This window comes from Streptomyces sp. NL15-2K, from assembly GCF_030551255.1.
In the GTDB taxonomy this organism is placed as follows: Bacteria; Actinomycetota; Actinomycetes; order Streptomycetales; family Streptomycetaceae; genus Streptomyces.
The window spans coordinates 7,679,651-7,703,480 of sequence record NZ_CP130630.1; the positions used below are offsets into that span (position 1 = coordinate 7,679,651).

Annotated in this window: 21 protein-coding genes, 2 tRNA genes and 2 pseudogenes; 16 read left to right on the plus strand and 9 right to left on the minus strand. The window is 70.1% G+C overall.

All coding sequences use genetic code 11. The annotated features are described in order from the left end of the window. Positions 1-129: 129 nt before the first annotated feature. The 3 genes from Q4V64_RS34740 (at position 130) to Q4V64_RS34750 (ending at position 1,167) form a co-directional block, all read left to right on the plus strand. A complete protein-coding gene (locus Q4V64_RS34740; protein WP_019072119.1) occupies positions 130-498 on the plus strand; it encodes a WhiB family transcriptional regulator in 369 nt (122 codons plus the stop codon). Further along, positions 495-818, plus strand: a complete 324-nt coding sequence (locus tag Q4V64_RS34745; protein WP_124439278.1) for a hypothetical protein — start codon at positions 495-497, stop codon at positions 816-818. Before Q4V64_RS34740 ends, Q4V64_RS34745 begins: the two co-directional genes overlap by 4 nt. Before the next feature lie 139 nt (positions 819-957). Continuing rightward, a complete protein-coding gene (locus tag Q4V64_RS34750; RefSeq protein WP_124439277.1) occupies positions 958-1,167 on the plus strand; it encodes a hypothetical protein in 210 nt (69 codons plus the stop codon). Between the two features lie 28 nt (positions 1,168-1,195). Here the strand turns inward: Q4V64_RS34750 and Q4V64_RS34755 are convergent, their stop codons facing one another. Together Q4V64_RS34755 and Q4V64_RS34760 are read right to left on the minus strand one after the other, a co-directional pair. Then, positions 1,196-2,563 (minus strand): AarF/ABC1/UbiB kinase family protein, encoded by a 1,368-nt coding sequence (locus Q4V64_RS34755; protein WP_124439276.1) that lies wholly within the window; start codon positions 2,561-2,563, stop codon positions 1,196-1,198. Further along, the gene (locus Q4V64_RS34760; protein WP_124439275.1) at positions 2,556-3,770 is read right to left on the minus strand and encodes a TOMM precursor leader peptide-binding protein; all 1,215 of its coding nucleotides are present in this window, start codon (positions 3,768-3,770) and stop codon (positions 2,556-2,558) included. The genes Q4V64_RS34755 and Q4V64_RS34760 overlap by 8 nt, the downstream gene beginning before the upstream one ends. Before the next feature lie 278 nt (positions 3,771-4,048). On the opposite strand from Q4V64_RS34760, the gene Q4V64_RS34765 reads away from it, so the two are divergent. The 4 genes from Q4V64_RS34765 to Q4V64_RS34780 all read left to right on the plus strand — a co-directional run bounded on the left by Q4V64_RS34765 (position 4,049) and on the right by Q4V64_RS34780 (position 7,817). Then, entirely contained in the window at positions 4,049-4,645 is a 597-nt protein-coding gene (locus Q4V64_RS34765) for a M48 family metallopeptidase (RefSeq protein WP_124439274.1), read from the plus strand. Positions 4,646-4,784: 139 nt separating this feature from the next. Continuing rightward, positions 4,785-6,362 (plus strand): TerD family protein, encoded by a 1,578-nt coding sequence (locus Q4V64_RS34770; RefSeq protein WP_124439273.1) that lies wholly within the window; start codon positions 4,785-4,787, stop codon positions 6,360-6,362. A 5-nt stretch (positions 6,363-6,367) separates the two neighbouring features. Further along, positions 6,368-7,045, plus strand: a complete 678-nt coding sequence (locus tag Q4V64_RS34775) for an AIM24 family protein (RefSeq protein ID WP_124439272.1) — start codon at positions 6,368-6,370, stop codon at positions 7,043-7,045. A 19-nt stretch (positions 7,046-7,064) separates the two neighbouring features. Next, positions 7,065-7,817: an AIM24 family protein gene (locus Q4V64_RS34780; protein WP_124439271.1), complete on the plus strand. Its 753-nt coding sequence runs from the start codon at positions 7,065-7,067 to the stop codon at positions 7,815-7,817. A 99-nt stretch (positions 7,818-7,916) separates the two neighbouring features. Here the strand turns inward: Q4V64_RS34780 and Q4V64_RS34785 are convergent, their stop codons facing one another. Further along, complete coding sequence (locus Q4V64_RS34785) at positions 7,917-8,438, minus strand: NUDIX hydrolase (RefSeq protein ID WP_124439270.1); 522 nt, start codon at positions 8,436-8,438, stop codon at positions 7,917-7,919. Further along, positions 8,435-9,904: a zinc-dependent metalloprotease gene (locus Q4V64_RS34790; protein WP_124439269.1), complete on the minus strand. Its 1,470-nt coding sequence runs from the start codon at positions 9,902-9,904 to the stop codon at positions 8,435-8,437. The genes Q4V64_RS34785 and Q4V64_RS34790 overlap by 4 nt, the downstream gene beginning before the upstream one ends. 192 nt (positions 9,905-10,096) lie before the next feature. Between Q4V64_RS34790 and Q4V64_RS34795 the strand changes: the two genes are divergently transcribed. From Q4V64_RS34795 to Q4V64_RS34810, 4 genes are all read left to right on the plus strand, one after another. Continuing rightward, positions 10,097-11,209, plus strand: a complete 1,113-nt coding sequence (locus Q4V64_RS34795) for an SDR family oxidoreductase (RefSeq protein ID WP_124439268.1) — start codon at positions 10,097-10,099, stop codon at positions 11,207-11,209. Positions 11,210-11,386: 177 nt separating this feature from the next. Continuing rightward, positions 11,387-11,845: a molybdenum cofactor biosynthesis protein MoaE gene (locus Q4V64_RS34800; protein WP_124439267.1), complete on the plus strand. Its 459-nt coding sequence runs from the start codon at positions 11,387-11,389 to the stop codon at positions 11,843-11,845. A gap of 165 nt (positions 11,846-12,010) precedes the next feature. Continuing rightward, on the plus strand, positions 12,011-12,193 hold the full coding sequence (locus Q4V64_RS34805) for a hypothetical protein (RefSeq protein ID WP_148100374.1): 183 nt from the start codon (positions 12,011-12,013) through the stop codon (positions 12,191-12,193). A gap of 52 nt (positions 12,194-12,245) precedes the next feature. Further along, the gene (locus Q4V64_RS34810; RefSeq protein WP_124439266.1) at positions 12,246-13,340 is read left to right on the plus strand and encodes a PDZ domain-containing protein; all 1,095 of its coding nucleotides are present in this window, start codon (positions 12,246-12,248) and stop codon (positions 13,338-13,340) included. 120 nt (positions 13,341-13,460) lie between these two features. On the opposite strand, the gene Q4V64_RS34815 is transcribed toward Q4V64_RS34810, so the two are convergent. Then, positions 13,461-14,003 carry a PPA1309 family protein gene (locus Q4V64_RS34815; protein WP_172629123.1) on the minus strand — a complete coding sequence of 181 codons (543 nt, stop codon included), beginning with the start codon at positions 14,001-14,003 and terminating at the stop codon, positions 13,461-13,463. A 163-nt stretch (positions 14,004-14,166) separates the two neighbouring features. On the opposite strand from Q4V64_RS34815, the gene Q4V64_RS34820 reads away from it, so the two are divergent. The 4 genes from Q4V64_RS34820 (at position 14,167) to Q4V64_RS34835 (ending at position 19,550) form a co-directional block, all read left to right on the plus strand. After that, positions 14,167-17,133, plus strand: a complete 2,967-nt coding sequence (locus Q4V64_RS34820; protein ID WP_124439298.1) for a UPF0182 family protein — start codon at positions 14,167-14,169, stop codon at positions 17,131-17,133. 44 nt (positions 17,134-17,177) lie between these two features. Then, positions 17,178-17,251, plus strand: a tRNA-Met gene (locus tag Q4V64_RS34825). A 227-nt stretch (positions 17,252-17,478) separates the two neighbouring features. Then, complete coding sequence (locus Q4V64_RS34830; protein WP_124439265.1) at positions 17,479-19,287, plus strand: SEL1-like repeat protein; 1,809 nt, start codon at positions 17,479-17,481, stop codon at positions 19,285-19,287. Positions 19,288-19,476: 189 nt separating this feature from the next. Continuing rightward, positions 19,477-19,550 (plus strand) — tRNA-Met (locus tag Q4V64_RS34835). Between the two features lie 62 nt (positions 19,551-19,612). Here the strand turns inward: Q4V64_RS34835 and Q4V64_RS55420 are convergent. From Q4V64_RS55420 to Q4V64_RS34845, 3 genes and pseudogenes are all read right to left on the minus strand, one after another. Beyond that, positions 19,613-19,798: pseudogene (locus Q4V64_RS55420) on the minus strand (hypothetical protein); the annotation flags it as partial. A 51-nt stretch (positions 19,799-19,849) separates the two neighbouring features. After that, a pseudogene (locus Q4V64_RS34840) lies at positions 19,850-20,068 on the minus strand (ATP-binding cassette domain-containing protein); the annotation flags it as partial. A 225-nt stretch (positions 20,069-20,293) separates the two neighbouring features. Next, positions 20,294-20,710, minus strand: a complete 417-nt coding sequence (locus tag Q4V64_RS34845) for a Fur family transcriptional regulator (protein WP_124439264.1) — start codon at positions 20,708-20,710, stop codon at positions 20,294-20,296. Between the two features lie 359 nt (positions 20,711-21,069). Between Q4V64_RS34845 and katG the strand changes: the two genes are divergently transcribed. Further along, positions 21,070-23,286 carry a catalase/peroxidase HPI gene (gene katG / locus Q4V64_RS34850; protein ID WP_124439263.1) on the plus strand — a complete coding sequence of 739 codons (2,217 nt, stop codon included), beginning with the start codon at positions 21,070-21,072 and terminating at the stop codon, positions 23,284-23,286. A gap of 131 nt (positions 23,287-23,417) precedes the next feature. On the opposite strand, the gene Q4V64_RS34855 is transcribed toward katG, so the two are convergent. Further along, positions 23,418-23,810: a CBS domain-containing protein gene (locus tag Q4V64_RS34855; RefSeq protein WP_124439262.1), complete on the minus strand. Its 393-nt coding sequence runs from the start codon at positions 23,808-23,810 to the stop codon at positions 23,418-23,420. Between the last annotated feature and the right edge of the window lie 20 nt (positions 23,811-23,830).

The window sequence follows — 23,830 nt, forward strand, 5'->3', positions numbered from 1 at the left end:
CCGCGGCCCTTCTGTTTGTCCCCGAACGGGGATGACGGAGCGAAGGGGCCTCGGGACAAGAAAAGAACCCGGTACCAAGCCGACACCCGGCCCAACAGGGCCGGACCGACCAGACGAGGAAGACGAACCGTGCAACTCGAAGCGCACGCCCCGTCCGTACCGCCTTCCGAAACGATCCCCCCGCCCGGCCTCACGGAGGACTCCACCTTGACTCCGCTCACCGCGCTCACCGCGCTCGACGACGCCATCGAGAACCTCGGCGTGCCCGTCCCCTGCCGTTCCTACGACCCGGAGGTCTTCTTCGCCGAGTCGCCGGCGGACGTCGAGTACGCCAAGTCCCTCTGCCGCACCTGCCCGCTGATCGAGGCCTGCCTCGCCGGCGCCAAGGAGCGGCGTGAGCCCTGGGGCGTCTGGGGTGGCGAGCTGTTCGTCCAGGGTGTCGTCGTCGCCCGGAAGCGGCCGCGTGGCCGCCCGCGCAAGAACCCGGTCACGGCATGAACACCGCAGGAACGATCGACCGTCCCCTCACGCACGACCCCAAGAAGCAGGCCCCGATGAAGCCGTCCACCAACGAGCTCGCAGGCGCCACGCCTGAAGACTTCACCATCAGCGGCGCGAACGACTCGCGCCAGAACAGGACCCGAGAGATGCAACTCATCCCAGAAGCCCTCGCCCGTGCGCATATGCACGAGCGACTGCATGAGGCCGAGCGGGAACGCCGGGCCATGCGCCTGGCGACCGCTCGCCGGATGCAGCGCAGGGCGGAGCGCGCCTCGCTGCGTGCCCGCCGTGCGCTCGCCCTGGCGGTCATGCAGTAGTCCCGACCACACCTGAAGCGGTGGCCTCCCGGCCCAGGGAGGCGCAGCTCTTCCCGCGGGGGCCGGTCCGTCCGAACGGACCGGCCCCCGCGGTGCGTTGTGCCCGCCGATCCGCGGGCCACGGCGATATCGTCGCCGGGTGACGAGTCTTCCCGGAGGCAGTGACAACGCCGGCTCCGCCGCGGAGCCCGAGTCCCTCGTGTGCGCCTGCTGCGGCACCCCGGCCGAAGGGGCGCCGCCCACCTGGACCTGTTCCGTGGAGAACGGCAGCCGTCAGTACTTCTGCGACCGCTGCTCCCGGGAGAACCTCAGGGCGATCGAGGGGCGGCTGGACTCGGCCTGGTGGTGAGCCACCTCCGCCGGGCCCTCGAGGAACCTCACGCCTCGGCGGCCGGTTCCTCCTCCAGGTCCTCCTCCGGCACGAACCCCGGCAGCCACTTCTGAAGTTCCTCGCGCAGACGCACCGTCGCGCCCAGTTGGCACAGCACGCCGATCGTGCTCAGCGTCACACGGTGGATGAGGAGGTACGCGGGGGGCAGGTTGAGCTGCTTGCCCAGCTGGTACGCGGGGGAGCGGGGGTCGGCGATCCGGGCGGCCTGGCTGCGCATCCAGCCGCGGGTGAAGGTGAACTCATGGACCTGGGCCGGTTCGATGATCGGCAGGAGATAGTCGAGGACGGCGTCCGGGTCCAGCTCTATCGATTCCTTGACGAAGCCCTCTGTGCGCAGCAGTTCGTAGACGGCCTCCGCCTCGCCGTCGAGCGTCATGCGCAGGGAGGTGCCGATCGGGGTCGGCAGGCCGCCCGGGAGGCGGTCGACCGTGCCGAAGTCCAGGACGCCCAGGCGCCAGTCGTCCTCGCCGTCCGGGTCGCCCGGCAGGAGGCGGAAGTTGCCCGGGTGCGGGTCGGCGTGCAGCAGGCCCGTGCGGGCGGGGCCGGAGAAGAGGAAGCGGGCCAGCAGCTGACCGGCGCGGTCACGCTGCTCCTGCGTGCCGTCGGCGATCACCTCCGACAGAGGGACGCCCTCCATCCACTCCGTGATCAGGACCTCGTCGCACTGGTGGACCACACAGGGCACCACGACGTCCGGATCGTCCGTGAACTCCTCGGCGTGGGCCTGCTGGGCCTGCGCCTCCAGGCCGTAGTCCAGTTCCTCGGAGACCCGGTCCTTGAGCTCCGCGATCAGCGGCTTGAGGTCCATGCCCGGAATGAGCGGGCCCAGCAGACGGGCGAAACGGCTCAGCTGGTTCAGATCGGACAGCAGGGCCTCGCCGGCACCCGGGTACTGAACCTTGACCGCCACCTCGCGGCCGTCGTGCCACACCCCGCGGTGCACCTGCCCGATCGAGGCGGCCGCCGAGGGCTTGTCCTCGAACTCGAGGAACAGTTGCTGCCAGTCCTCCCCGAGCCGCTTCGCCAGCACCGCGTGCACGGTGCGCGTCGGCATCGGCGGCGCCGCCTCCTGGAGCTTCGTCAGCGCCGCCCGGTAGGGGCCGGCGACCTCCTCGGGGAGCGCCGACTCGAAGACGGACAGGGCCTGCCCGAACTTCATCGCGCCGCCCTTCAGCTCGCCGAGCACTTTGAACAACTGCTCGGCGGTGCGCTGTTGCAGCTCGCGGCCGACCATCTCCGCGGACTCGCCCACTATCCGCCTTCCGAGCCCCCAAGTCGCCCGACCGGCGAAACCGAGCGGGAGCGCGGCGAGCTTGGCGGTACGGGTGACCGCCTTCCGGGGAAGATCAGACATGCGCCCTCCAGGTCCCAGCAAGCCGCGCCGCGTCTGCCCTACGGCGTAACTCCTTCGACGGTCGTTGCTCCGCCATTGTCTCGTGCCGCTCCTCGGCCTTGGAGGCGCATTCCCCCTTACCTTTCTCCGCTGCTCCGCACGGGCATGCGGGGTGCGCCCAGACCGGCCGCGCGTGCCAGTGCAGTGCGGGCAGTGAGACCTCCCAGCGGGCGCCCGCACTCGACGGAATCCGGCCGTCCAGGAAGGCGAGCGCGTGCGCGGCCGCCAGCCCCGCGACCGTCGTGGCCAGTGCCAGGTCGCAGGGCCGCACCGGGCGCGGCCGACCGGAGCGCCACTGTGCGACCAATCGGGGCCAGGCCTGGTCCCGGTCGGTGCGGGCCTCGTGCAGACAGCCGGCGCAGCCCGTCTCGCCGGGCAGAACGAGCGGGCCGACCACGCCGGTTCCCTCCACCACGCCGGCGTACAGATGGGGTGTGCCGGAGGCGATCAGGGGATCGGCGGCGGACGGGGCGGGCGCGTGCACGTCGATGTCGTCCCGCGGGGCCAGGATCACCAGGGAAAAGCCGGGGTCGTCGCCTTCGAGCCGCGTGCGGGGCGTGCGGCGCGGCGGGCGGTCCGGCGCCGAGCGCCGTGCGGCCCGTCGGGCGGCCTCGTCCCTGCGGTCGCCGACGGACTCGGCGGGCAGTCCGCCCGGCGCGACGTCCCCCGGTTCGACGCGGCCGACATCGCGTACGTCGACCTCGCCGACCCCCGCCCCCGACAGCAGTGAGGCCAGCACCGCGCCCACCCGGCCCGCGCCCCTGATCTGGACGCGCAGGGACCGACGGGCGGCCAGGAGCCCGATCGCCTCACCCGGTTCCGAGGCGTTCAGGGACAGCGAGGCCAGGTCGGGGCGCAGCCGGTCGAGGACCTCCTTCTTCGCACGCAGGGCGTCCGCGGCCGGCCCGCCGCCCCGCGCGTCGTCGACGAGCCCGGCCCGTGTCAGCCGCTCCACCAGCGCGTCGACATGCCCGTCGGGCAACTCCATGCGGCGTCCCTCCTCCCGTAGGAGCGCCAGCCCGCGCGTGCCGTTGAGCAGATCGAGGAAACTGGCCGTCGCCGGGTCCATCGGACCCAGTGTCATCGCGTGCGCCGGTGTCATGCCGAACTGCACGGTGGTGCGGTCGCGCCAGCCGCGCCTGAGCGCGGGCTTCACGATCGGAACCATCGGTTGCGGATCCCTCTGCTGCATCACAGGCCCCCGTAGCCCTCGTCGAACGTCCCCGTCCGCCGGTGGAGGTCGGTCGGACGTTGGTCGGACGTCCGTCGCAGCTCCGCCGGCGAGAGCCAGCATGCCCGGATCCGCCGCGAGGCGCGGAAAGTTGTCCACAGGCGGTGGGTATTCGTCGTACAAGTCGGTCGTGCGACTCGAACACATGTGGGGGATCGGCACCGAACCCTCCCGGACTCGGGACTTCCCCCGTGTGCAGCGGGTAACGTCGGGGCGTGTCCGCCGACCCACTGCACCGTGCCGGAACGCCACAGCGCAGCACGCCGAGTCAGCCGCCGAGCGGCTCTGGGGCGAGCGCGATCGAGGTGCGCAGAAGTGCCCGTCGACGCCGGACGGTCTCCGCGTATCGCGAGGGCGATCGCACCGTCGTGCTCATCCCTGCCCGGATGTCCGAGGCCGAGGAGCGGCGCTGGGTGGGCGTCATGCTCGACAAACTGGCCGCCCAGGAGAGCAAGAAGGTCCTCGGGGACGCGGAGCTGACGGAGCGTGCCGAGCGGCTTTCGGCCCAGTACTTCGACGGCCGGGCCAGGCCGGCCTCGGTGCGCTGGGTCACCAACCAGAACACCCGCTGGGGCTCGTGCACCCCTTCCGAGGGCAGCATCCGCCTGTCGCACCGGCTCCAGGGCATGCCGGAATACGTCGTCGACTACGTCCTTCTCCACGAGCTCGCGCATCTGCTCGTCCCAGGACACGGGCCCCGTTTCTGGCGGTTGCTGGAGGCCTATCCGCGGACCGAGCGGGCCCGGGGCTATCTCGAGGGAGTGGTCGCCGCCGAGCGGCTGCCGCACCCGCCGGGCGCCCGGAGCGAGTGACAGCCGCTCCGAGTGGTGATTGGTACCGCACCCCGCGCGGGACTTTGTACCGGATCTGTACCGACTTCCGTCGGTGTCCGAGTTTGCCGTTAGCCTGTCGCGACGCACTCACATTCGGGATGGGGGACGGTCGTTACGCATGGCCAGGGAATTCCAACGCGGCCACAAGGCCAAGATCAGTGACCTCACCGCGGGCACGGATCTGTACGTAGGTGTACAGATCGCCGGTCCCGGACTGACCTTCGACATCAGTTGCTTCGGGCTCGACGCCGACGAACGGCTCTCGGACGACCGGTACTTCATCTTCTTCAATCAGCCGAAGTCCCCGGAGGAGTCCATCCAGCTCCTGGGCGCGCAGGCGGGTGACACGGAGTCGTTCCGGGTCACGCTGGACAAGATCCCGCCGCAGATCCAGAAGCTGTCGTTCACGGCGACGATCGACGGCGCTGGTCAGATGTCACAGATCGCCCCCGGGTACCTGCGCATCGTCGCCGGCGGCGAGGAAGTGGCGCGGTACTCCTTCGACGGCTCGGAGTTCTCCACCGAGCGGGCCGTGATGCTGGGCGACTTCTACCTGAAGGACGTGTGGCGGTTCGCCGCGGTCGGGCAGGGCTTCGACGGCGGCCTCGACGCGCTGCTGAAGAACTTCGGCGGCGAGGTCGCCGAGGAGGAGCCCGCGCCGGCCGTCCCGGCGCAGACCCAGGCACCGACGTTCGCGCCGCCGCCCCAGGCCGCCGCGCCGCCCGCGCCCGCACCCACGTTCGGCGCGCCCCCACCCGCACCGGCTCCTGCCCCCGCCGCCGCGCCCGCCCCGTCGGTCCACACGGCACCGACGATCGCCCAGGGCACGCCCGCCGCGGGAGTCGGCATCACCCCGCCCGGCACCACGCCACCCGGCTTCCCGCCGCCGGCACCCGCCGCGCCGACGAGCCCGCACATGTTCACGCCGCCCGGCGCCGGCCCTCAGACGTTCACGCCCCCGGGCGCCGCCCCCGCCTTCCCCGGTCAGGGACAGCCGCCCTTCGGCGGAGCCACGGCGATCGCGCCCGTGCCGCCCGAGGCGAACGTACGCGTCGTCCTGACGAAGTACGCGGAAGCCCCCGTAGGGGACCGCTGGACCGAACAGAACCCGCAGCTCGTGCGGGCCACGCTCACCAAGGGCGCCTCCATCCTCGCCAAGCAGGGCAGCATGGTCGCCTACCAGGGCGACATCGACTTCGCCCACAAGGGCTCCGGCCTGCTCGGCAAGCTCACCGGTGCGCTCACCGGCCAGGGCATGTCCCTGATGCGCTGCTCCGGGGACGGCGAGGTCTTCCTCGCCGACGAGGCCAGCCGGGTGTTCGTCATCCGCCTCCAGGGGGAGCAGCTCTACACCAGCGCGCAAGGTGTGCTCGCCTTCGACGAGGCCCTGGACACCGAGGTCCGCCGCATCGAGGGCGCGGGGCTGCCCGGCGGAGGCCTGTTCAGCATGCTCTTCTCCGGCACGGGAGCGGTCGCCGTGAAGACCCGCGGCGTGCCGGTCGTCATCCCCGTGGGCCCGGCCACCTATGTCGACGGCAACGCCGTGATCGCCTGGTCCGCCGGTGCACAGGCCGTCACCACGACCGCGCTCAGGCTGCGCCGGTCCGGATACTCGCGGCAGGCCTCCGAGGCCGTGAACCTCCAGTTCCGGGGCGCCCCCGGAAACTTCGTCGTCGTACAGCCCTTCGAGGTATGAGGCCCATGGACTCCCAGACTCTGAGTGCGCACCGCGCCCCCGCGACCGGCGTCCGGATGAGTGTGCACAGCTCCAAGACGCTCAAGGTCACCATGGCCACCGGGCACGATCTGCTGGCCAAGGCCGGCTCGATGATCGCCTACGAGGGCTATGTGCAGTTCGACGCGCCGCCCGGCAGCCTCCGCCGTACCGCGGAGGCGATGGTCACCGGCGAGGGCGGCAGGCTGATGCTCTGCCGCGGTGACGGCGACCTCTACCTCGCCGACTACGGCGGCGACATCATCGTCCTCCACCTGAGCGGCGAGGCGCTCTCGGTCAACGGCGCCACGCTGCTGGCCTGCGACGCCTCCCTGGAGCTGACCATCGAACCGGTCAAGGGGCTCGCCAAGCTGTCCGGCTCCGGCCTGACCAACCTCGTCGTACGGGGCACGGGCTGGGTCGCGCTGGTCAGCCGGGGCATTCCCATGGCCCTGGACTGCGCCGAACGGGAGACGTACGTCGACCCGGACGCGCTCATCGCCTGGACGACCGGCATGGACATGAAGGCCCGACGCTCGGTCAAGGCGAGTGCCCTCATCGGCCGGGGCAGCGGCGAGGCCTTCCAGATCGGCTTCAAGGGGCAGGGCTTCGTGGTCGTCCAGCCGAGCGAGGACACCGGCGACCGATTCAAGATCCGGGGCTGAGGGGAGCACCAGGCACATCATGCACAGCACACTCTTCGCACACGTTCCGGTGGAGTCCACCGGCCGGTACACCCTGCAGAACCCGCAGCTCCTCAAGACCGACGTCACCCAGGGCAACAGCGCCGTGCTCGCGCGGCAGGGCGCCATGGTGGCCTTCGAGGGACAGGTGGACTTCGACAGCCAGTACCGCAACCGCAGCTGGCGCAACGTCGAACGCATGACCGGCGAGCGCCTGGAACTCATGCGCTGCAAGGGCAACGGCACCGTCTACCTGGCCAACCTCGCCCAGCACCTGCACATCATGGAGGTCGGCCGCGGCATCACGGTCGACAGCTCCTACGTGCTCGCCTTCGACGGCTCCCTCGGGGTCGGCATCGTCGCGGTCGACAGCGCGGTGGAGGTGGCCTCGGCGGGTGCCTACAACCTGGAGCTCACCGGCTCCGGGCAGGTCGTCCTCATGACCTCGGGCGAGCCGCTGGTGCTGGAGGTGACCCCGGAGAAGAACGTCTGCTGCGACGCGGACGCGGTCGTCGCCTGGTCCACGTCCCTGCGGACCCAGCTCCAGGCCCCTACCTCCACGTCCGCCGTGTGGCGCCGCAGGGGTTCCACCGGCGAGGGCTGGGAGATGCAGTTCTCCGGGACGGGCCATGTCCTGGTGCAGCCCAGTGAGCTGCTGCCGCCGCAGCATCTGCGCACGTCGGGGGTCCTCGGCCAGTTCGGCATGGGCAGCGGCGGGCTGCGCGGGAACTCCCTCGGGGGCAGCAACAGTTGACGCCGTTCGGCATCGTCCGGAAAGCAAACGTAAGGGGCGACCGCCAATGCGGCCGCCCCTTACACACGCCTTCAGGGCCTCGCCCGCTTACACACGCCTTCAGAGCCTCGCCCGCGTCGCCTCCAGCAGACGTACGACCGACTCGTCCGCCACGGCCGCCACCTCGTCGTATCCGAACCAGCGCACGTCGAGCGACTCGTCGCTGACCGCGTGCGCCGCGTCCGGCGGTGCCACGACCGCGTACTGGACGTCGAAATGGCGGTGGCACGGCGGCGGGATCGGATGCCGGTCGAGCCTCACCGGGCCGCCCGGCAGCAGCGTCAGCCCCGCGATGCCGGACTCCTCCGTCGCCTCCCGCAGGGCCGCCGCCTCCAGCGAGGCGTCGCCGGGCTCGCAGTGGCCGCCCGTCTGCAGCCACATCCGCAGCTTCTTGTGCAGGGTCAGCAGCACCCCGCCGCGCTCTGGGTCGATCACCAGGGCGCTCGCCGTGATGTGCCCGTCCGCGCAGGCTTTCCACACGCCGTCCGGGTGCGCCGCGAGGTGGTCCAGGTAGGCCTGACGCAGCTCTCCCTGGTCCTCGTGGTTTTTCAGGACGAGGACCGCGTCGTCGTACAGACTCACTCGGTGTCGTCGCCCCTGTCCGCGTCCTTGGAGCCACTGTCGTCCTTGGCGCCGTCGTCCTTCTTCCTGAGGTCGGGCTTGTCCGCCGCCTCGCCGAGCATCTTGTCCAGCTCGGAGAAGTCCAGCTGCTCGCGGTGCACGAAGCCGTCCGGGTCGTCCAGGTCGGAGGCCGTGGGCAGCATGTCCGGGTGGGACCACAGGGCGTCCCGGCCGTCGACACCGCGCGCGTCCGTGAGGGAGGCCCACAGACGCGAGGCGTCGCGCAGGCGGCGCGGGCGCAGCTCCAGGCCGATCAGCGTGGCGAACGTCTGCTCGGCCGGGCCGCCCGAGGCACGGCGGCGGCGCAGGGTCTCGCGCAGCGCGTCGGCGGACGACAGACGCGGCTTCGCCGCCGCGTGGACCACCGCGTCCACCCAGCCCTCCACAAGCGCCAGGGCCGTCTCCAGCCGGGCCAGGGCCGCCTTCTGCTCCGGTGTGTCCTCCGGCTGGAACATGCCCTGCTGGAGGGCGTCCTGCAGCTGCTCCGGATTCTGCGGGTCGAACTGGCCGACCACGTCCTCCAGCTTGGCCGTGTCGACCTTGATCCCGCGCGCGTAGCCGTCGACCGCGCCGAACAGGTGCGAGCGCAGCCACGGCACGTGCGCGAACAGGCGCTGGTGGGCGGCCTCGCGCAGGGCGAGATACAACCGCACCTCCTCCTTCGCCACGCCGAGGTCCTTGCCGAACGCCTCGATGTTCACCGGCAGCAGCGCGGCCCGGCCGGCCGGGCCGAGCGGCAGGCCGATGTCGGTGGAGCCGAAGACCTCGCCCGCGAGCACGCCGACGGCCTGACCGATCTGCGTGCCGAACATGGCGCCGCCCATGGAACGCATCATGCCGATCAGCGGGCCGGCCATGGCCTGCATCTCCTCGGGCAGGACATCGCCCATGGCGGTGCCGACGCGCTCGGCGACCGGGTCGACGAGCTCCTTCCACGCAGGCAGGGTCGCCTCGACCCACTCCGCGCGGGACCAGGCCACGGCGGAGCCCGCGCCGGACGGCAGGGACGTCGCGTCGTCCAGCCACAGGTCGGCCAGGCGGACCGCCTCCTCGACCGAGCTGCGCTCGGCGGGGCCGACGCTCGCGTCCTTGGTGCCGTCCGCGGTGCCCTGCGAGACGGTCTGGCGGGCGATCTGCTTGGCCATGTCCCAGTTCACCGGGCCGCCCTCGTACGAGAGCATCTGGCCCAGCTGCTGGAAGGCGGCGCCCAGGTCGGTGGGGTTCAGGGAACCGAACATGGCTGCGAGCGGATTGTCGGCACCTGGACTGCCCGGGCCACCGAAGCCACCGGCTCCGGGCAGCCCGCCGAAACCGAACGGGTTGGCCGGGCCCTGACCACCACCGCTCTCCTGGTCCTTCTTCTTGCCCTCGTCGCCGTCGTCCGGCTCCTCCGGCGGAAGGCCGAATCCGAATGGGGTGTCACTCACGGGATTCCTCGGCTGGTAAGGCCGCCGGTTGTCTCCGACGGCGCGACTGCCCGATAACACCACCCAGCGTAGACACCATGGGCGGTTCGGGCCTCGGTGCTTCGCCGACTCTCGGCCTGCGGCAGGATGGATGCCACCTGGTACGTACGCGTCACTGGCGTGCGTACTGAAGACAACCGCTGGAGACGCCCGGTGAGTTCCCCAGATCCGCAGGTTCGCGCAGCGCGAAACCAGTCAACCAGTCCCGCCGCCCGAGGGCCCGTCGTCGCGGTCACCGGCGCCGCGTCCGGTATCGGCGCGCTGCTCACCGAGCGGCTCGTCGCGTCGGACGAGATCAAGCAGGTCATCGCGCTCGACGAGCGGCGCGGTGAGTGCGCGGCGGCGCAGTGGCACATCCTGGATGTGCGGGATCCGGCCATCGCGGAGAAGCTGCGCGGGGCCGACGCGGTGGTCCATCTGGCGCTCGATCTGGATCTGGAGACCGATCCGGCCGCCCGTACGGCCTACAACGTACGGGGGACACAGACCGTGCTGACCGCTGCGGCCGCGGCGGGGGTGCACCGGGTCGTGCTGTGCACCTCCTCGATGGTCTACGGAGCGCTGCCGGACAACGAGCTGCCGCTGTCCGAGGACGCGGAGCTGCGGGCCACGGCGGAGGCGACCGGGGTCGGGGATCTGCTGGAGATCGAGCGGCTGGCGCGGCGCGCTCCGCGTGCGCATCCCGGACTTAATGTCACCGTGGTGCGGCCCGCGGTGCTGGTGGGGGGTACGGATACCGCGCTGACCAGGTACTTCGAGTCGCCTCGGCTGCTGGTCGTCGCCGGGTCGCGGCCGGCCTGGCAGTTCTGTCATGTCGAGGATCTGTGCAGTGCTCTGGAGTACGCCGTTCTGGAGAAGGTCGACGGGGAGCTCGTCGTCGGGTGTGACGGGTGGCTGGAGCAGGAGGAGGTCGAGGAGCTGAGCGGGATCCGGCGGATGGAGCTGCCGTCCGCGGTCGCTCTGGGGGCCGCGGCTCGGCTGCACCGGATCGGGCTCACGCCGTCTCCTGCGGGGGATCTGGCGTACACGATGTACCCCTGGGTGGTGAGTGGGAGCCGACTGCATGACGCGGGGTGGCGGCCGCAGTGGACCAATGAAGAGGTGCTGGCGGAGCTGCTGGAGGAGGTTTCCGGGAGGCATACGGTGGTCGGGCGGCGGCTGGGTCGCAAGGATGCGACCGCTGCGGGGGCTGCGGGGGCGACCGTGGCTCTGCTCGGGGCGGCGGCTGTGGTGCGGCGGGCTCGGAAGGCTCGGCGGAGGATCTGAGGGGCGGGCGGTGTGGTGCCCTGCGGCTGTGACGGCGCCGGCTGTTTCTCGCTCGCGGGCGTCGGAGCTGGCGCAGCCTCTAGGAGGCTCCCCTCTAGGAGGCTCCGAACCGCCACGCGCGTGTGCCGGGTGACAGCCGTATTTCCCGTGATCCTCGGCTTGCGGCACGATGGAGGCATGGCATCCATCAGTGACCATCCCGGCGAGCAGGCCGCACAGGACCCCATCAAGCTTCTTGCCATCCGGGAGACGGCCCTCTCCCTGGACGAGGTCTTCCGGGCCGTCGGGGACGATGCCGCAGGGGGGACCGCGTTGTTCGTCGGAACCGTGCGGAATCATGACGGGGGTGCCGACGTCGACGAGCTCGGGTATTCGTGTCATCCCAGTGCCGAGGCCGAGATGCGGCGGATCGCCGAGAAGGTCGTCGCGGAGTATCCGGTGCGGGCGCTCGCCGCGGTGCATCGGGTCGGTGAGCTGCGGGTCGGGGATCTCGCCGTCGCCGTCGCCGTTTCCTGTCCCCATCGGGGGGAGGCCTTCGAGGCCTGCCGGAAGCTGATCGACGACCTCAAGCACGAGGTGCCCATCTGGAAGCACCAGAAGTTCTCCGACGGCACCAATGAATGGGTCGGCGCGTAGCGCCGTCGTTGAGGGGTGGTGGTCGGGCGACGGGAGGGCGGGTCGGCGCCTGCTGACCCCTGCCGAACCCTTCCCCACCCCCTCCGGTTGCGTAACCACACCCCTGCCGTGAGCGTTGTCAGTGTGGATGACTAATCTGCTGATCAGTCAGTTGCGGTGGCTCAGGTGGGGTTGGAGGTCGGCATGGGGGCGCTCTTCTGGTTGCTGATTCCACTCGTGGCTGCGATCGGCGCCGGCCTGTGGGGCAGCTGGGCCAACCGGACCCGCAGGATACGGAGCGACGGCCCCGAGCTGGACGGGTATGCCCGGTTCCGCGAGGCCATGGAGAAGTCCCGCCCGGGCATCTGACCGGGCGTCGCCCTGACGGTGTGCTGACAGGAGCGTCCCGTACTGTCGTGGCATGCCACGCCGCACCGCGACGATGCTCGCCTCCACTCTGATGCTGATCGCACTCCTGTGCGCGGGAGTGTTCATCAACGTGCCGTATGCGGAGATGTCACCGGGCCCGACGGTGAACACTCTCGGGGACCACGGCGGCGAGCCGGTGCTGCAGATTTCCGGGCGGAAGACCTATGCGACCAGCGGTCATCTGAACATGACCACCGTCCGGGTCACCAGTGCCGACTACAAGATGAATCTTGTCGAGGCCGTGTACGGGTGGCTTGCCCATGACAACAAGGTAGTGCCGCACGACACCCTCTACCCCGACGGCAAGACCGAGGAGCAGTCCACCCAGGAGAACGCCGAGGAGTTCAGCCAGTCCCAGGAGAGCGCCAAGGTCGCCGCCCTGAAGGAACTGGACGTCCCGGTGAAGTCCTGGGTGATCGTCTCGACCGTCGTCAAGGACTCCCCGGCAGAGGGCAAGCTGCACGCCGGTGACGTGATCAAGGCCGTCGACGGTACGGCGGTGAAGGAACCGGCCGACGTCGCCGAGCTGGTGACCAAGCACAAGCCCGGTCAGGACGTCGTCTTCACCATCGTGCCCGCCAAGGAGCAGGCCGCCGCCGAGAAGGAGAACAGGACGGCGACCAGGACCGCGGACGTGACCATCAAGACCGCGGCCTCCGACGACCGTGGCGAGAAGCGTGCCATCGTCGGGATCTCCGCGGGGACGGATCACACGTTTCCGTTCGCCATCGACATCAAGCTCGCCGACGTCGGCGGGCCGAGCGCCGGCCTGATGTTCGCGCTCGGCATTTACGACAAGCTCACCCCGGGCAGCCTGACCGGCGGCAAGTTCGTCGCCGGTACCGGCACGATCGACGACGCGGGCAAGGTCGGCCCGATCGGCGGCATCGAGATGAAGACCGTCGGCGCGCGCGAGAAGGGCGCCCAGTACTTCCTCACGCCCGCCGACAACTGCGCGGCCGCCGCGAGCGACACCCCCAAGGGGCTCACCCTCGTCAAGGTCGACACGATCGACGACGCCCTCGGCGCCTTGAAGGACATCCGCTCCGGGGACACCGCCGACCTGCCGAAGTGCACGACCGGATAGAGACGTGCACGACCGGATAGAAGTGCGCCCCCGGACAGGGCTGCGCTCTCGGACAGGGCTGCGCTCTCGGACAGGGGTGCGCCCCCGGATGGAAGCGCCCCCGGACGGCCGCGCGCGGAGCTACTCCTCGAACGTCGCCGCCAGCGCCTCCGCCAGACCCGGCACCAGGTCCGACCCGGTGAGGACCTCCGTCGGGGAGTCCTTCTCGCGCAGCCGCAGGGCCGACTCGCGAGCGCCGTCCCGCAGTACGGCGACCGTCATGCGGACCTCCTGGCGCTCCGGGTGCTCGGCCACCCACTGGGCGAGCTGCTTGTCGCTCAGCCCTTCCGGGACGGACGCCTCGGCGGACGGCGGCAGCATCAGGCGCTCCACCGTGAGCGCGCAGCCGACCACCGCGTCGGGCCAGGCGATGGTGCCGAGGAACTCGTCGAGCGGCTTGCCCGTTGGAATCTCGTCCTGCTCGATCGGGGTGAGGCCGGTGATCTCCTGCTCCTCCTCGAGGCCGAGCTGGGCCGCGAGGGCGGGTTCCTGGGCTCGCAGCCGTGCGGTGTCTACGAGGGCGAAGAGGCGGGCGGGCTGGTCCCAGCCGAGGCCGGAGGCGTACTCGTCGATCTCGAGAACGGCCCGGGTCAGCGGGCTCGCCGCCATGGGAGTGTTGGACATGGTCACAATCCTCTCTCGTTCGGGGCCGGAATCGGGAACCGAGTAAAGCGTGAGTAAGTTGCATAGGTGGGGGCCTACGATCACGAGGCCCACGCACGGCCCGTGACGACGCGGGTCTGACAGACCAACAGCGAACTTCGAGGTGCGCACCTTGGCTTTCCAGATGCCGGACCGCGGCGGAGGCCCGACGGGGCCACGGATCAGAGTGGGCCGCCCGTCCCGGCGTGTCCGGACCCTGCTCATGACGCTGGGCGTCCTTGCCGTTCTCGGCATGGCGTTCACCATGTTCGCCGGGTTCTGGACGGACTGGCTCTGGTACCGGTCGGTGAACTACTCGTCCGTGTTCACGACCACCCTGTGGACCAAGATCGGGCTCTTCTTCGTCTTCGGTCTGCTGATGGCCCTCGCGGTCGGCTTCAACATCTGGCTGGCGCACCGGCTGCGGCCGCCGCTGAGCGCCATGTCGATGGAGCAGCAGAACCTCGACCGCTACCGGATGGGCATCGCGCCGTACAAGAAGTGGCTGCTGCTCGGGATCACCGCCCTGGTGGGCCTGATCGCCGGCGCTTCCGCCTCCAGCCAGTGGCGGACCTGGCTGATGTGGGTCAACGGCGTCTCGTTCGGCGAGAAGGACCCGCAGTTCCATCTCGATGTGTCGTTCTTCGCGTTCGACCTGCCCTGGTACCGGTTCCTGCTCGGCTTCGGCTTCGCCGCCGCGATCCTCTCCGTGATCGCCGCCGCGCTCACCCACTACCTGTACGGCGGGCTCAGGGTCACCTCCCCGGGCGCGCGTGCCACGGCCGCGGCCACCGGGCACCTGTCGGTGCTGCTGGGCATCTTCGTCGCCCTCAAGGCGGTCGCCTACTGGCTCGACCGGTACGGACTGGCGGTGAAGTCCAGCGACTTCAAGGCCACCGACAACTGGACGGGCCTCAGGTACGTCGACGCCAACGCCTATCTGCCGGCCAAGACGATCCTGTTCTGCATCGCGGTCATCTGTGCCCTGCTCTTCTTCGCCACCCTGTGGCGGCGCACCTGGCAGCTGCCCGTCATCGGCTTCGGCCTGATGGTGCTCTCGGCGATCCTCATCGGCGGCCTGTACCCGGCGATCGTCCAGAAGTTCCAGGTCCAGCCGAACGAGCAGGCCAAGGAAGCGCCGTACGTCGAGAAGAACCTCAAGGCGACGCGTGAGGCGTACGGCATCGACGACTCCAAGGTCTCCGAGTACCAGGGCAAGCCCACGACGACGGACAAGACCAAGCTGCGCGACGACGCAGCCGACGCGGCGAGCATCCGCATCATGGACCCGAACATCGTCTCGCCGACGTTCCAGCAGCTCCAGCAGATGCGTAACTACTACGCGTTCCCGACCAACCTGGACGTCGACCGCTACAGCAAGGACGGCCAGGACCAGGACACGGTCATCGGTCTGCGTGAGCTGAATCTCAACGGCATTCCGAAGAACAACTGGATCAACGACCACTTCCGCTACACCCACGGCTACGGCGTGGTCGCCGCCAAGGGAACCACCGCCGACGCGGAGGGCCGCCCGGTCTTCACCGAGTCCGACCTGCCGTCCAAGGGCAACCTGGGGACGTACCAGCAGCGGATCTACTACGGCGAGAAGACCACCACGTACTCGATCGTCGGCGGTCCCCAGAAGGAGATCGACTACTCCGACGACAGCGGCGAGAAGACCTACAGCTACAACGGCGACGATGGGGTCAACCTCTCCAACCCGATAAACCGGGCCGCGTACGCCGTGGCGTTCAGCGAGCCGCAGATCCTCTACTCCGGGGCGATCGGCGACGGTTCGCGGATTCTGTACAACCGCACGCCCAAGCAGCGTGTCGAGGCGGTGGCCCCCTGGCTGACCATCGACGGCGACGCCTATCCGGCGGTCGTCGGCGGCAAGATCCAGTGGATCGTCGACGCATACACGACGACCAACGGATACCCGTACTCCTCGCGTACGACCCTCGGCGATACGACGGCCGACTCTCTGACCGCGACCAACAACGCGCGCGCGGTGGTGGCCCAGCAGAACCAGGTCAACTACATCCGCAACTCGGTGAAGGCGACCGTCGACGCGTACACCGGCGAGGTCAAGCTCTACCAGTGGGACACCAAGGACCCGGTCCTCAAGACCTGGATGAAGGCGTTCCCGGGCACGGTGGAGTCGAAGAGCGACATCTCGGAGTCGCTCATGGCCCATCTGCGGTACCCGCAGGACCTGTTCAAGGTCCAGCGCGAGCTGCTCACCCGCTACCACGTCGCGGACGCGGACACGTTCCTCAGCGGCAGCGAGGTGTGGCAGGTGCCGGACGACCCGACCAACAAGTCGGGCAACGCGGTGCCGCCGTACTACCTGAGCATGAAGATGCCCGACCAGGCGGCACAGGCGTTCTCGCTGACGACGACCTTCACGCCCAACGGCCGGGACAACCTCAGTGCGTTCATGTCGATCGACGCCGAGGCGGGCACGCCCGACTACGGCAAGATCAGAATCCTGAAGTTGCCGACGAGCACGACCGTCGACGGACCCAAACAGGTCCAGAGTCAGTTCAACTCCGAACAGGACATCGCCGAATCCATCAGGCTCCTGAGAGGCGGCGACTCCGAAGTCGAGTACGGCAACCTGCTGACGGTGCCGCTCGACGGAGGACTGCTCTACGTGGAGCCGGTCTACGTACGCGGTGGTGGACTGAAGTACCCGCTGCTGCGGAAGGTGTTGGTGTCCTACGGAGGCAATACCGCCTTCGAGGACACCCTCGACGAGGCCCTCAACAAGGTCTTCGGAGCGGAGGGCCCGACCACCGAGCCACCACCGGACGAGGGCGACACGACCACTCCGCCACCGACGTCCACCAACCCGACGGTCCAGGAGGCGTTGAACGACGCCCAGAAGGCCTTCGAGGCCGGCCAGCAGGCTCTGAAGGACAACGACTGGACGGCGTACGGCGAGGCGCAGAAGGACCTGGAGGAGGCGCTGCGGCGGGCTGAGGACGCGCAGAACCAGGCCGGCGGGACCGGCGGCAGCAGCCCCAGTCCCAGCGGCAGCCCCAGTCCAGGCGGCAGTCCGAGTCCCGGCGGCAGTCCGAGTCCTGGCGGCAGTCCCGGCAGCAGTTGATCGAAAAGCCCACCCCGCGCCGTGATACGGTTGCAGAACAACGGCGCGGGGTGGAGCAGCTCGGTAGCTCGCTGGGCTCATAACCCAGAGGTCGCAGGTTCAAATCCTGTCCCCGCTACTGAAGTCGACGACGTGTCGTACGACAGCGAAGGCCCGGATCCTGACAAGGATCCGGGCCTTCGTGGTGTGCGAACGCATGTGCCGACGTGGGGGACGGCCGTGCCGCCGAGGGGAGTTGAGAGATCTGTGTTTGACTTGTCTCTCTGTGGGCATGTCGACAAAACGCTGAAGTGACCTCACTGGCTGCGGTATACCAGGTGTACCCAGGTTGCAGGTGGTGCGACGATGGACGTTATGGGGGACAAGGCAACTCTGTTCGAGACAGGGCGATTTGTGCAGCCTTCCCGGCAGGACGAGGCCGAGGAGGTGGCTGACGACGCCGCCGAGGAGGTCCGCCGGCGGCTCGCGGCCGAAGCAGGCGACATCGAGGCGATGAGCGTCCTCGGAGCCATGCTGCTGCGCCGCGACGATCTCGACGGAGCCGAGCCCCATCTGCGTGCCGCCACCGCCGCCGGTGACCGTGCCGCCGCCAACAACCTCGGGGTCCTTCTTCACCAGCGTGGTTACGCCGACGAGGCCGCCGGATGGTGGCGGATCGCCGCCGTCGCCGGGTCCGCCGCGGCCGCGCACGCGCTGGGCCGTCATCACCGCGAGCGGGGCGACGAGCCCGCCGCGGAGTACTGGCTGCGCCAGTCCGCCGAGCAGGGCCACACGCTGGGGGCGTACGCGCTCGCTGATCTTCTGGAGCACCGCGGCGACGGGGCCGAGCGGTGGCTGCGGGCCGCGGCCGAGCGGGGGCACCGGGAGGCGGCGTACCGACTGGCACGCGCGCTCGATCACAGAGCGGCGGCCGAGGAGGAGACCGGGGCCGACGACGGTGCCTCTCTGCTGGAAGAGGCCGAGCAGTGGTACCGGCAGGCCGCCGCGCGCGGACACCGGCGGGCCGCGCTGCACCTCGGGGCGATCCTGGAGAAGCGCGGCGAGCTCAAGGAGGCCGGGCGCTGGTACCTGACGTCCGCCAAGGACGGGGAGGCGCGCGCCGCCTGCGCGCTCGGGTTCCTGCTGCGGGACGCCGGGGACACCGAGAGCGCGGCCGTGTGGTGGCTCAGGGCCGCACAGGACGGGGACGGCAACGCGGCCAACGCGCTGGGCGCGCTGCACGCCGAGCGGGGTGAGCCGCAGACCGCCGAGCGGTGGTACCGGGCCGCGATGGACGCCGGGGACGACAACGGCGCGTACAACCTCGCGCTGCTCTGCGCCGAGCAGGGGCGGACCGCGCAGGCCGAGCAGTGGTACCGGCGGGCCGCGTACGCCGGGCACCGGGAGGCGGCCAACGCGCTGGCGATCCTGCTGTTGCAGGGCGGGGACGCGGCGGGGGCGGAGCCGTGGTTCTCGAAGGCGGCGGAGGCCGGGAGCGTCGACGCCGCGTTCAACCTCGGGATCTTGTTCGCGGGGCGGGGCGAGGAGCCCGTCGCGCTGCGGTGGTACGAGCGGGCCGCGGCCGCCGGGCACACGGAGGCGGCGTTGCAGGTCGGTATCGCGCGGCTGCGGGACGGGGACGAGCCGGAGGCGGAGCGGTATCTGCGGTGTGCGGCGGGAGGCGGCAGCGCCGAGGCCGCGTACCGGCTGGCGACCGTGCTCGACGCCCGGCGTCCGCCGGCGCCCGCGCATGAGCTCGGGGAGTCGGTGCACGAGAAGACCGAGTGCGAGGAGTGGTACGAGCGGGCGGCCGGGCAGGGGCACCGGCGGGCGCAGGTGCGGGTCGGGATGCTGGCCGCCGCGCGGGGCGATGTCGTGGAGGCGGCCCGGTGGTACCGGCGGGCCGCTGAGGCCGGATCGCGGAACGGGGCGTTCAATCTGGGGCTGCTGCTGGCTCGGGAGGGAAGCGAGCCGGAGGCGGCGGTGTGGTGGACGCGGGCGGCTGACGCCGGGCATGGGCGGGCGGCGTTGCGGCTCGCCCTGGTCTACGCGCGTCGGGGGGAGCTGGCGGAGGGGCAGCGCTGGGCGGATCGGGCGGTTTCCTTGGGGCCGGTGGAGGTGGCCGAGCGGGCGGCTCGGCTTCGGGACGCGTTGCGGCAGGAGCTGTCGGCGTAGGGATTGCGTTCCGGGGTTGCGTTCCGGTGCCGGTGCGTGCGGGTTCGTGTTTCTGGGGGCTCCGCCCCCAGGCCCCCGGCCCATGCCCATCGGCCACCCGTTTACTGTCGGTCAAGGGGTGGACCTCCCGACCTGCGGCTAAGCGATTTGCTTCTGTCCGCGTCCTTGACGTAACGTTGCATTCATCGCCGCGGGGTGGAGCAGCTCGGTAGCTCGCTGGGCTCATAACCCAGAGGTCGCAGGTTCAAATCCTGTCCCCGCTACTGAAGGCCGAGGGCCGGAATCCGAAAGGGTTCCGGCCCTCGGTGCGTTCCCGGAGCGCAGATCAGGGGCGGTGGCCCACCGCCTCCTCGTACAAGGACCTGTTCACCGTCTTCGACTCCGGGAGCGGGTCTCCCTCCATCTTCTTGTAGTCCCCTGCGAAGTGCGTGTTCAGCGTGCGGATGTAGGCCCGGAGCAGGGCCACCCCCGCGTCCACGTCGTCGTTCAGCAGGCTCGGGCCGTACAGCAAGATCATGGCGGCCGGGCGGGCCACGCGGCGGAGCCGCACATCGGGCCGCAGCGTGGTACGGATCTCCAGCGTGCCCGTGCTCGGACGGAGCAGCCCCGCCGCTATGCGCAGCAGCGTGGACTTGCCGCAGCCGGAGGGACCGACGAGGCAGACGAACTCGCCGGGGGCGACGGTCGGGTCGAGCGGGCCGAGCGCGTCGACGGTGTGCGGGGCGCGGCCGAAGGTGCGGGTCAGTTCGATGGCGTGGAGTTTTGGGTGCGGATCTCCCACGGTTGCTCCTCGCGGAGTTCGGTACGGGGCGGGGTGCCGCACGACGATATGACGACCTGTCAGATTCAGGAAGCCCGTACGACGCATGGAGTCATCACGCGGAGTCGTCACGCGGAGTCGTCACGCGGAGTCTTCACGCCGAGTCTTCGCCACGGAGTCTTCGTACGCAGCGCAAAGCCCCGGCTCCCAAGGGGGCCGGGGCTTCGGCGGGTGTCGCGGGCCTTGCTAGGCCGCCGCGCAGTTCGGGCAGACGCCGCGGTACGTCACCTCGACGTTCGAGACCGTGAAGCCGAAGCGCTCCGAGTCGGGGAGGTCGGCCAGCGGGTTGCCGCTCGGGTGGACGTCCCGGATCGCGCCGCACTGGGCGCAGACCAGGTGGTGGTGCGGCCGGTGGGCGTTGGGGTCGTACCGCTTGGCGCGCTTGTCGGTGGCGACCTCGAGGACCTCGCCGAGGGAGACCAGCTCGCCCAGCGTGTTGTAGACGGTCGCCCGGGAGATCTCTGGCAGCTTGGCGACGGCCCGCGCATGGACCTCGTCGGCCGTCAGGTGGACGTGATCGCCGTCGAGGACCTCGGCCACGACACGCCGCTGCGCGGTCATCCGCCAGCCGCGGCCGCGCAGTCGTTCCAGAAGGTCACTCATAAAGACCAGCCTAACAGCAGGGGAACCAGATCCCGAATGAATGTGACTTTGGAGCATTGCTTGACTTAGACATTGTCCATTGTAGGATCGGGAGCGGCTTTGGCCAAGCGACAGGAACAGGCAGAAGTGACGTTGGCACCCTTGAGTGAGTCCCAGACTTCGACTACGACCGTCGAGGAACTGCGCGGTGCCGGCCTGCGGGTGACGGAAAACGGTCGGCGAGCCCCCCTGCCTGATGGTGTTCTATGGCCAAGGCTTCTCGAACGACGTCGCCGCGGTCACCTTCGGGGTCTGCGCCCCGACCGTTCCACCGCCCGCAGTTCCTGAGCACCGTGATCCGCTAGTCCGGAAGGATTCCCATGACTGAGAACCACGACGCGATCGTCACAGACGAGAAGCCGGAGGAGGCGGGCGGCTGCCCCGTTGCGCACGGTCGCGCCCTGCACCCCACCCAGGGCGGTGGAAACCGCCAGTGGTGGCCGGAGCGGCTCAACGTGAAGATCCTCGCCAAGAACCCCGTCGTGGCCAACCCCCTCGGTGAGGAGTTCGACTACGCCGAGGCGTTCAAGGCCCTCGACCTCGAGGCCGTGAAGCAGGACATCGCCGAGGTCCTGACCACCTCGCAGGACTGGTGGCCGGCCGACTTCGGCAACTACGGCCCGCTGATGATCCGTATGGCCTGGCACAGCGCCGGCACCTACCGCATCAGCGACGGCCGCGGCGGTGCCGGAGCCGGGCAGCAGCGTTTCGCCCCCCTCAACAGCTGGCCGGACAACGCCAACCTCGACAAGGCCCGCCGCCTGCTGTGGCCGGTCAAGAAGAAGTACGGCCAGAGCATCTCGTGGGCCGACCTCCTGATCCTCACCGGCAACGTCGCCCTGGAGACGATGGGCTTCGAGACCTTCGGCTTCGGCGGCGGGCGCGAGGACGTCTGGGAGCCGGAGGAGGACGTCTACTGGGGTCCCGAGACCACCTGGCTCGACGACAAGCGCTACACCGGCGACCGCGAGCTGGAGAACCCCCTCGGTGCCGTCCAGATGGGCCTCATCTACGTCAACCCGGAGGGCCCGAACGGCAACCCGGACCCGATCGCCGCGGCCCGTGACATCCGCGAGACGTTCCGCCGGATGGCGATGAACGACGAGGAGACGGTCGCGCTGATCGCCGGCGGTCACACCTTCGGCAAGACCCACGGCGCGGGCCCGTCGGACAACGTCGGCCCCGACCCCGAGGCTGCCCCGATGGAGGCGCAGGGCCTGGGCTGGAAGAGCACCTACGGCAGCGGCAAGGGTGCGGACGCCATCTCCGGCGGCCCCGAGGTCACCTGGACGACCACGCCCACCCAGTGGAGCAACGGATTCTTCAAGAACCTCTTCGAGTACGAGTACGAGCTCACCCAGAGCCCGGCCGGCGCCAAACAGTGGGTGGCGAAGAACGCCGAGGCGATCATCCCCGACGCGCACGACCCGTCGAAGACGAAGCTCCCGATGATGCTCACCACCGACCTGTCGCTGCGCTTCGACCCGGTCTACGAGCCGATCGCCCGCCGCTTCTACGAGAACCCCGACCAGTTCGCGGACGCCTTCGCCCGGGCCTGGTACAAGCTGACCCACCGCGACATGGGCCCGAAGTCCCTGTACCTCGGCCTGGAGGTCCCGGAGGAGACCCTGCTGTGGCAGGACCCGCTGCCGGAGCCCGAGGGTGAGGTCATCGGCGCCGCGGACATCGCGGCCCTCAAGACCAAGCTCCTCGACTCGGGCCTGAGCGTCTCGGAGCTGGTCAGCACCGCGTGGGCGTCGGCCTCGACCTTCCGCGGCAGCGACAAGCGCGGCGGCGCCAACGGCGCGCGTATCCGCCTCGAGCCGCAGCGCGGCTGGGAGGTCAACGACCCCGAGCAGCTCGCGACGGTCCTGCGCACCCTGGAGAACATCCAGCAGGAGTTCAACTCCGGTGCCAGGAAGGTCTCCTTGGCCGACCTGATCGTCCTCGGTGGCTGCGTGGGCGTGGAGCGGGCCGCCAAGGACGCCGGCCTCGACATCGAGGTGCCCTTCACCCCGGGCCGCGTCGACGCGACCGAGGAGCACACCGACGCGGAGTCCTTCGCCGCGCTCGAGCCGACCGCCGACGGGTTCCGCAACTACCTCGGCAAGGGCAACCGCCTGCCGGCCGAGTTCCTGCTGCTCGACAAGGCGAACCTGCTGACCCTGAGCGCCCCCGAGATGACGGTTCTGGTCGGTGGTCTGCGCGTCCTGGGCGCCAACCACCAGCAGTCGCAGCTCGGCGTCCTCACCCAGACCCCCGGGTCCCTGACCAACGACTTCTTCGTCAACCTGCTCGACCTGGGCACGACGTGGAAGTCGACGTCCGAGGACCAGACCACGTTCGAGGGCCGCGACGCCGTCACGGGCGAGCTGAAGTGGGCCGGCAGCCGTGCCGACCTGGTCTTCGGCTCGAACTCCGAGCTGCGCGCGCTCGCGGAGGTCTACGCGAGCGACGACGCGAAGGAGAAGTTCGTGAAGGACTTCGTCGCCGCGTGGGACAAGGTGATGAACCTGGACCGGTTCGACCTCGTCTGATCAGGTCTCGTCTGAATCAGGTCTGGTCTGAATCAGGTCTCGCGTGATCTGGTCTCGTCTGGTCGGTTCTCGGCGGGGCACGTCTCGGCGGGCCGGATCCCCTGGACAGGGGATCCGGCCCGCCGGCGCGTTCAGGCCGGTGCGGGCTGTCGTGCCGGGGCCCAGCAGCGGATGATGTCGCGGACCGAGACGATGCCGACGGGCTCGTCGTGGTCGAGGACGATGAGGTGGCGGAAGCCGCCGTGCGCCATGGCGCGGGCCGCCTCCTCCAGGGTCCAGGCCGGGGCGGCGAAGACGACGTCGGTGGTGGTGTGGGCGTGGACGGGTTCCGTGTCCGGGCTCTGGCCCAGGCCCACGGAGTTGAGTACGTCGCGTTCGGTGAGTATGCCGATACCGCCGGCGTCCGGGTCGAGGACGATGGCCGCGCCGACCCGGCGGGCGGACATCAGGGCGGCGGCCTGGCGGAGGGTGTGGGTGGGGCCGATGGTGAGGACCACCGTGCTCATGGCGTCGCGGACGAGCATGGGTTGGAAGCACCTCCTAC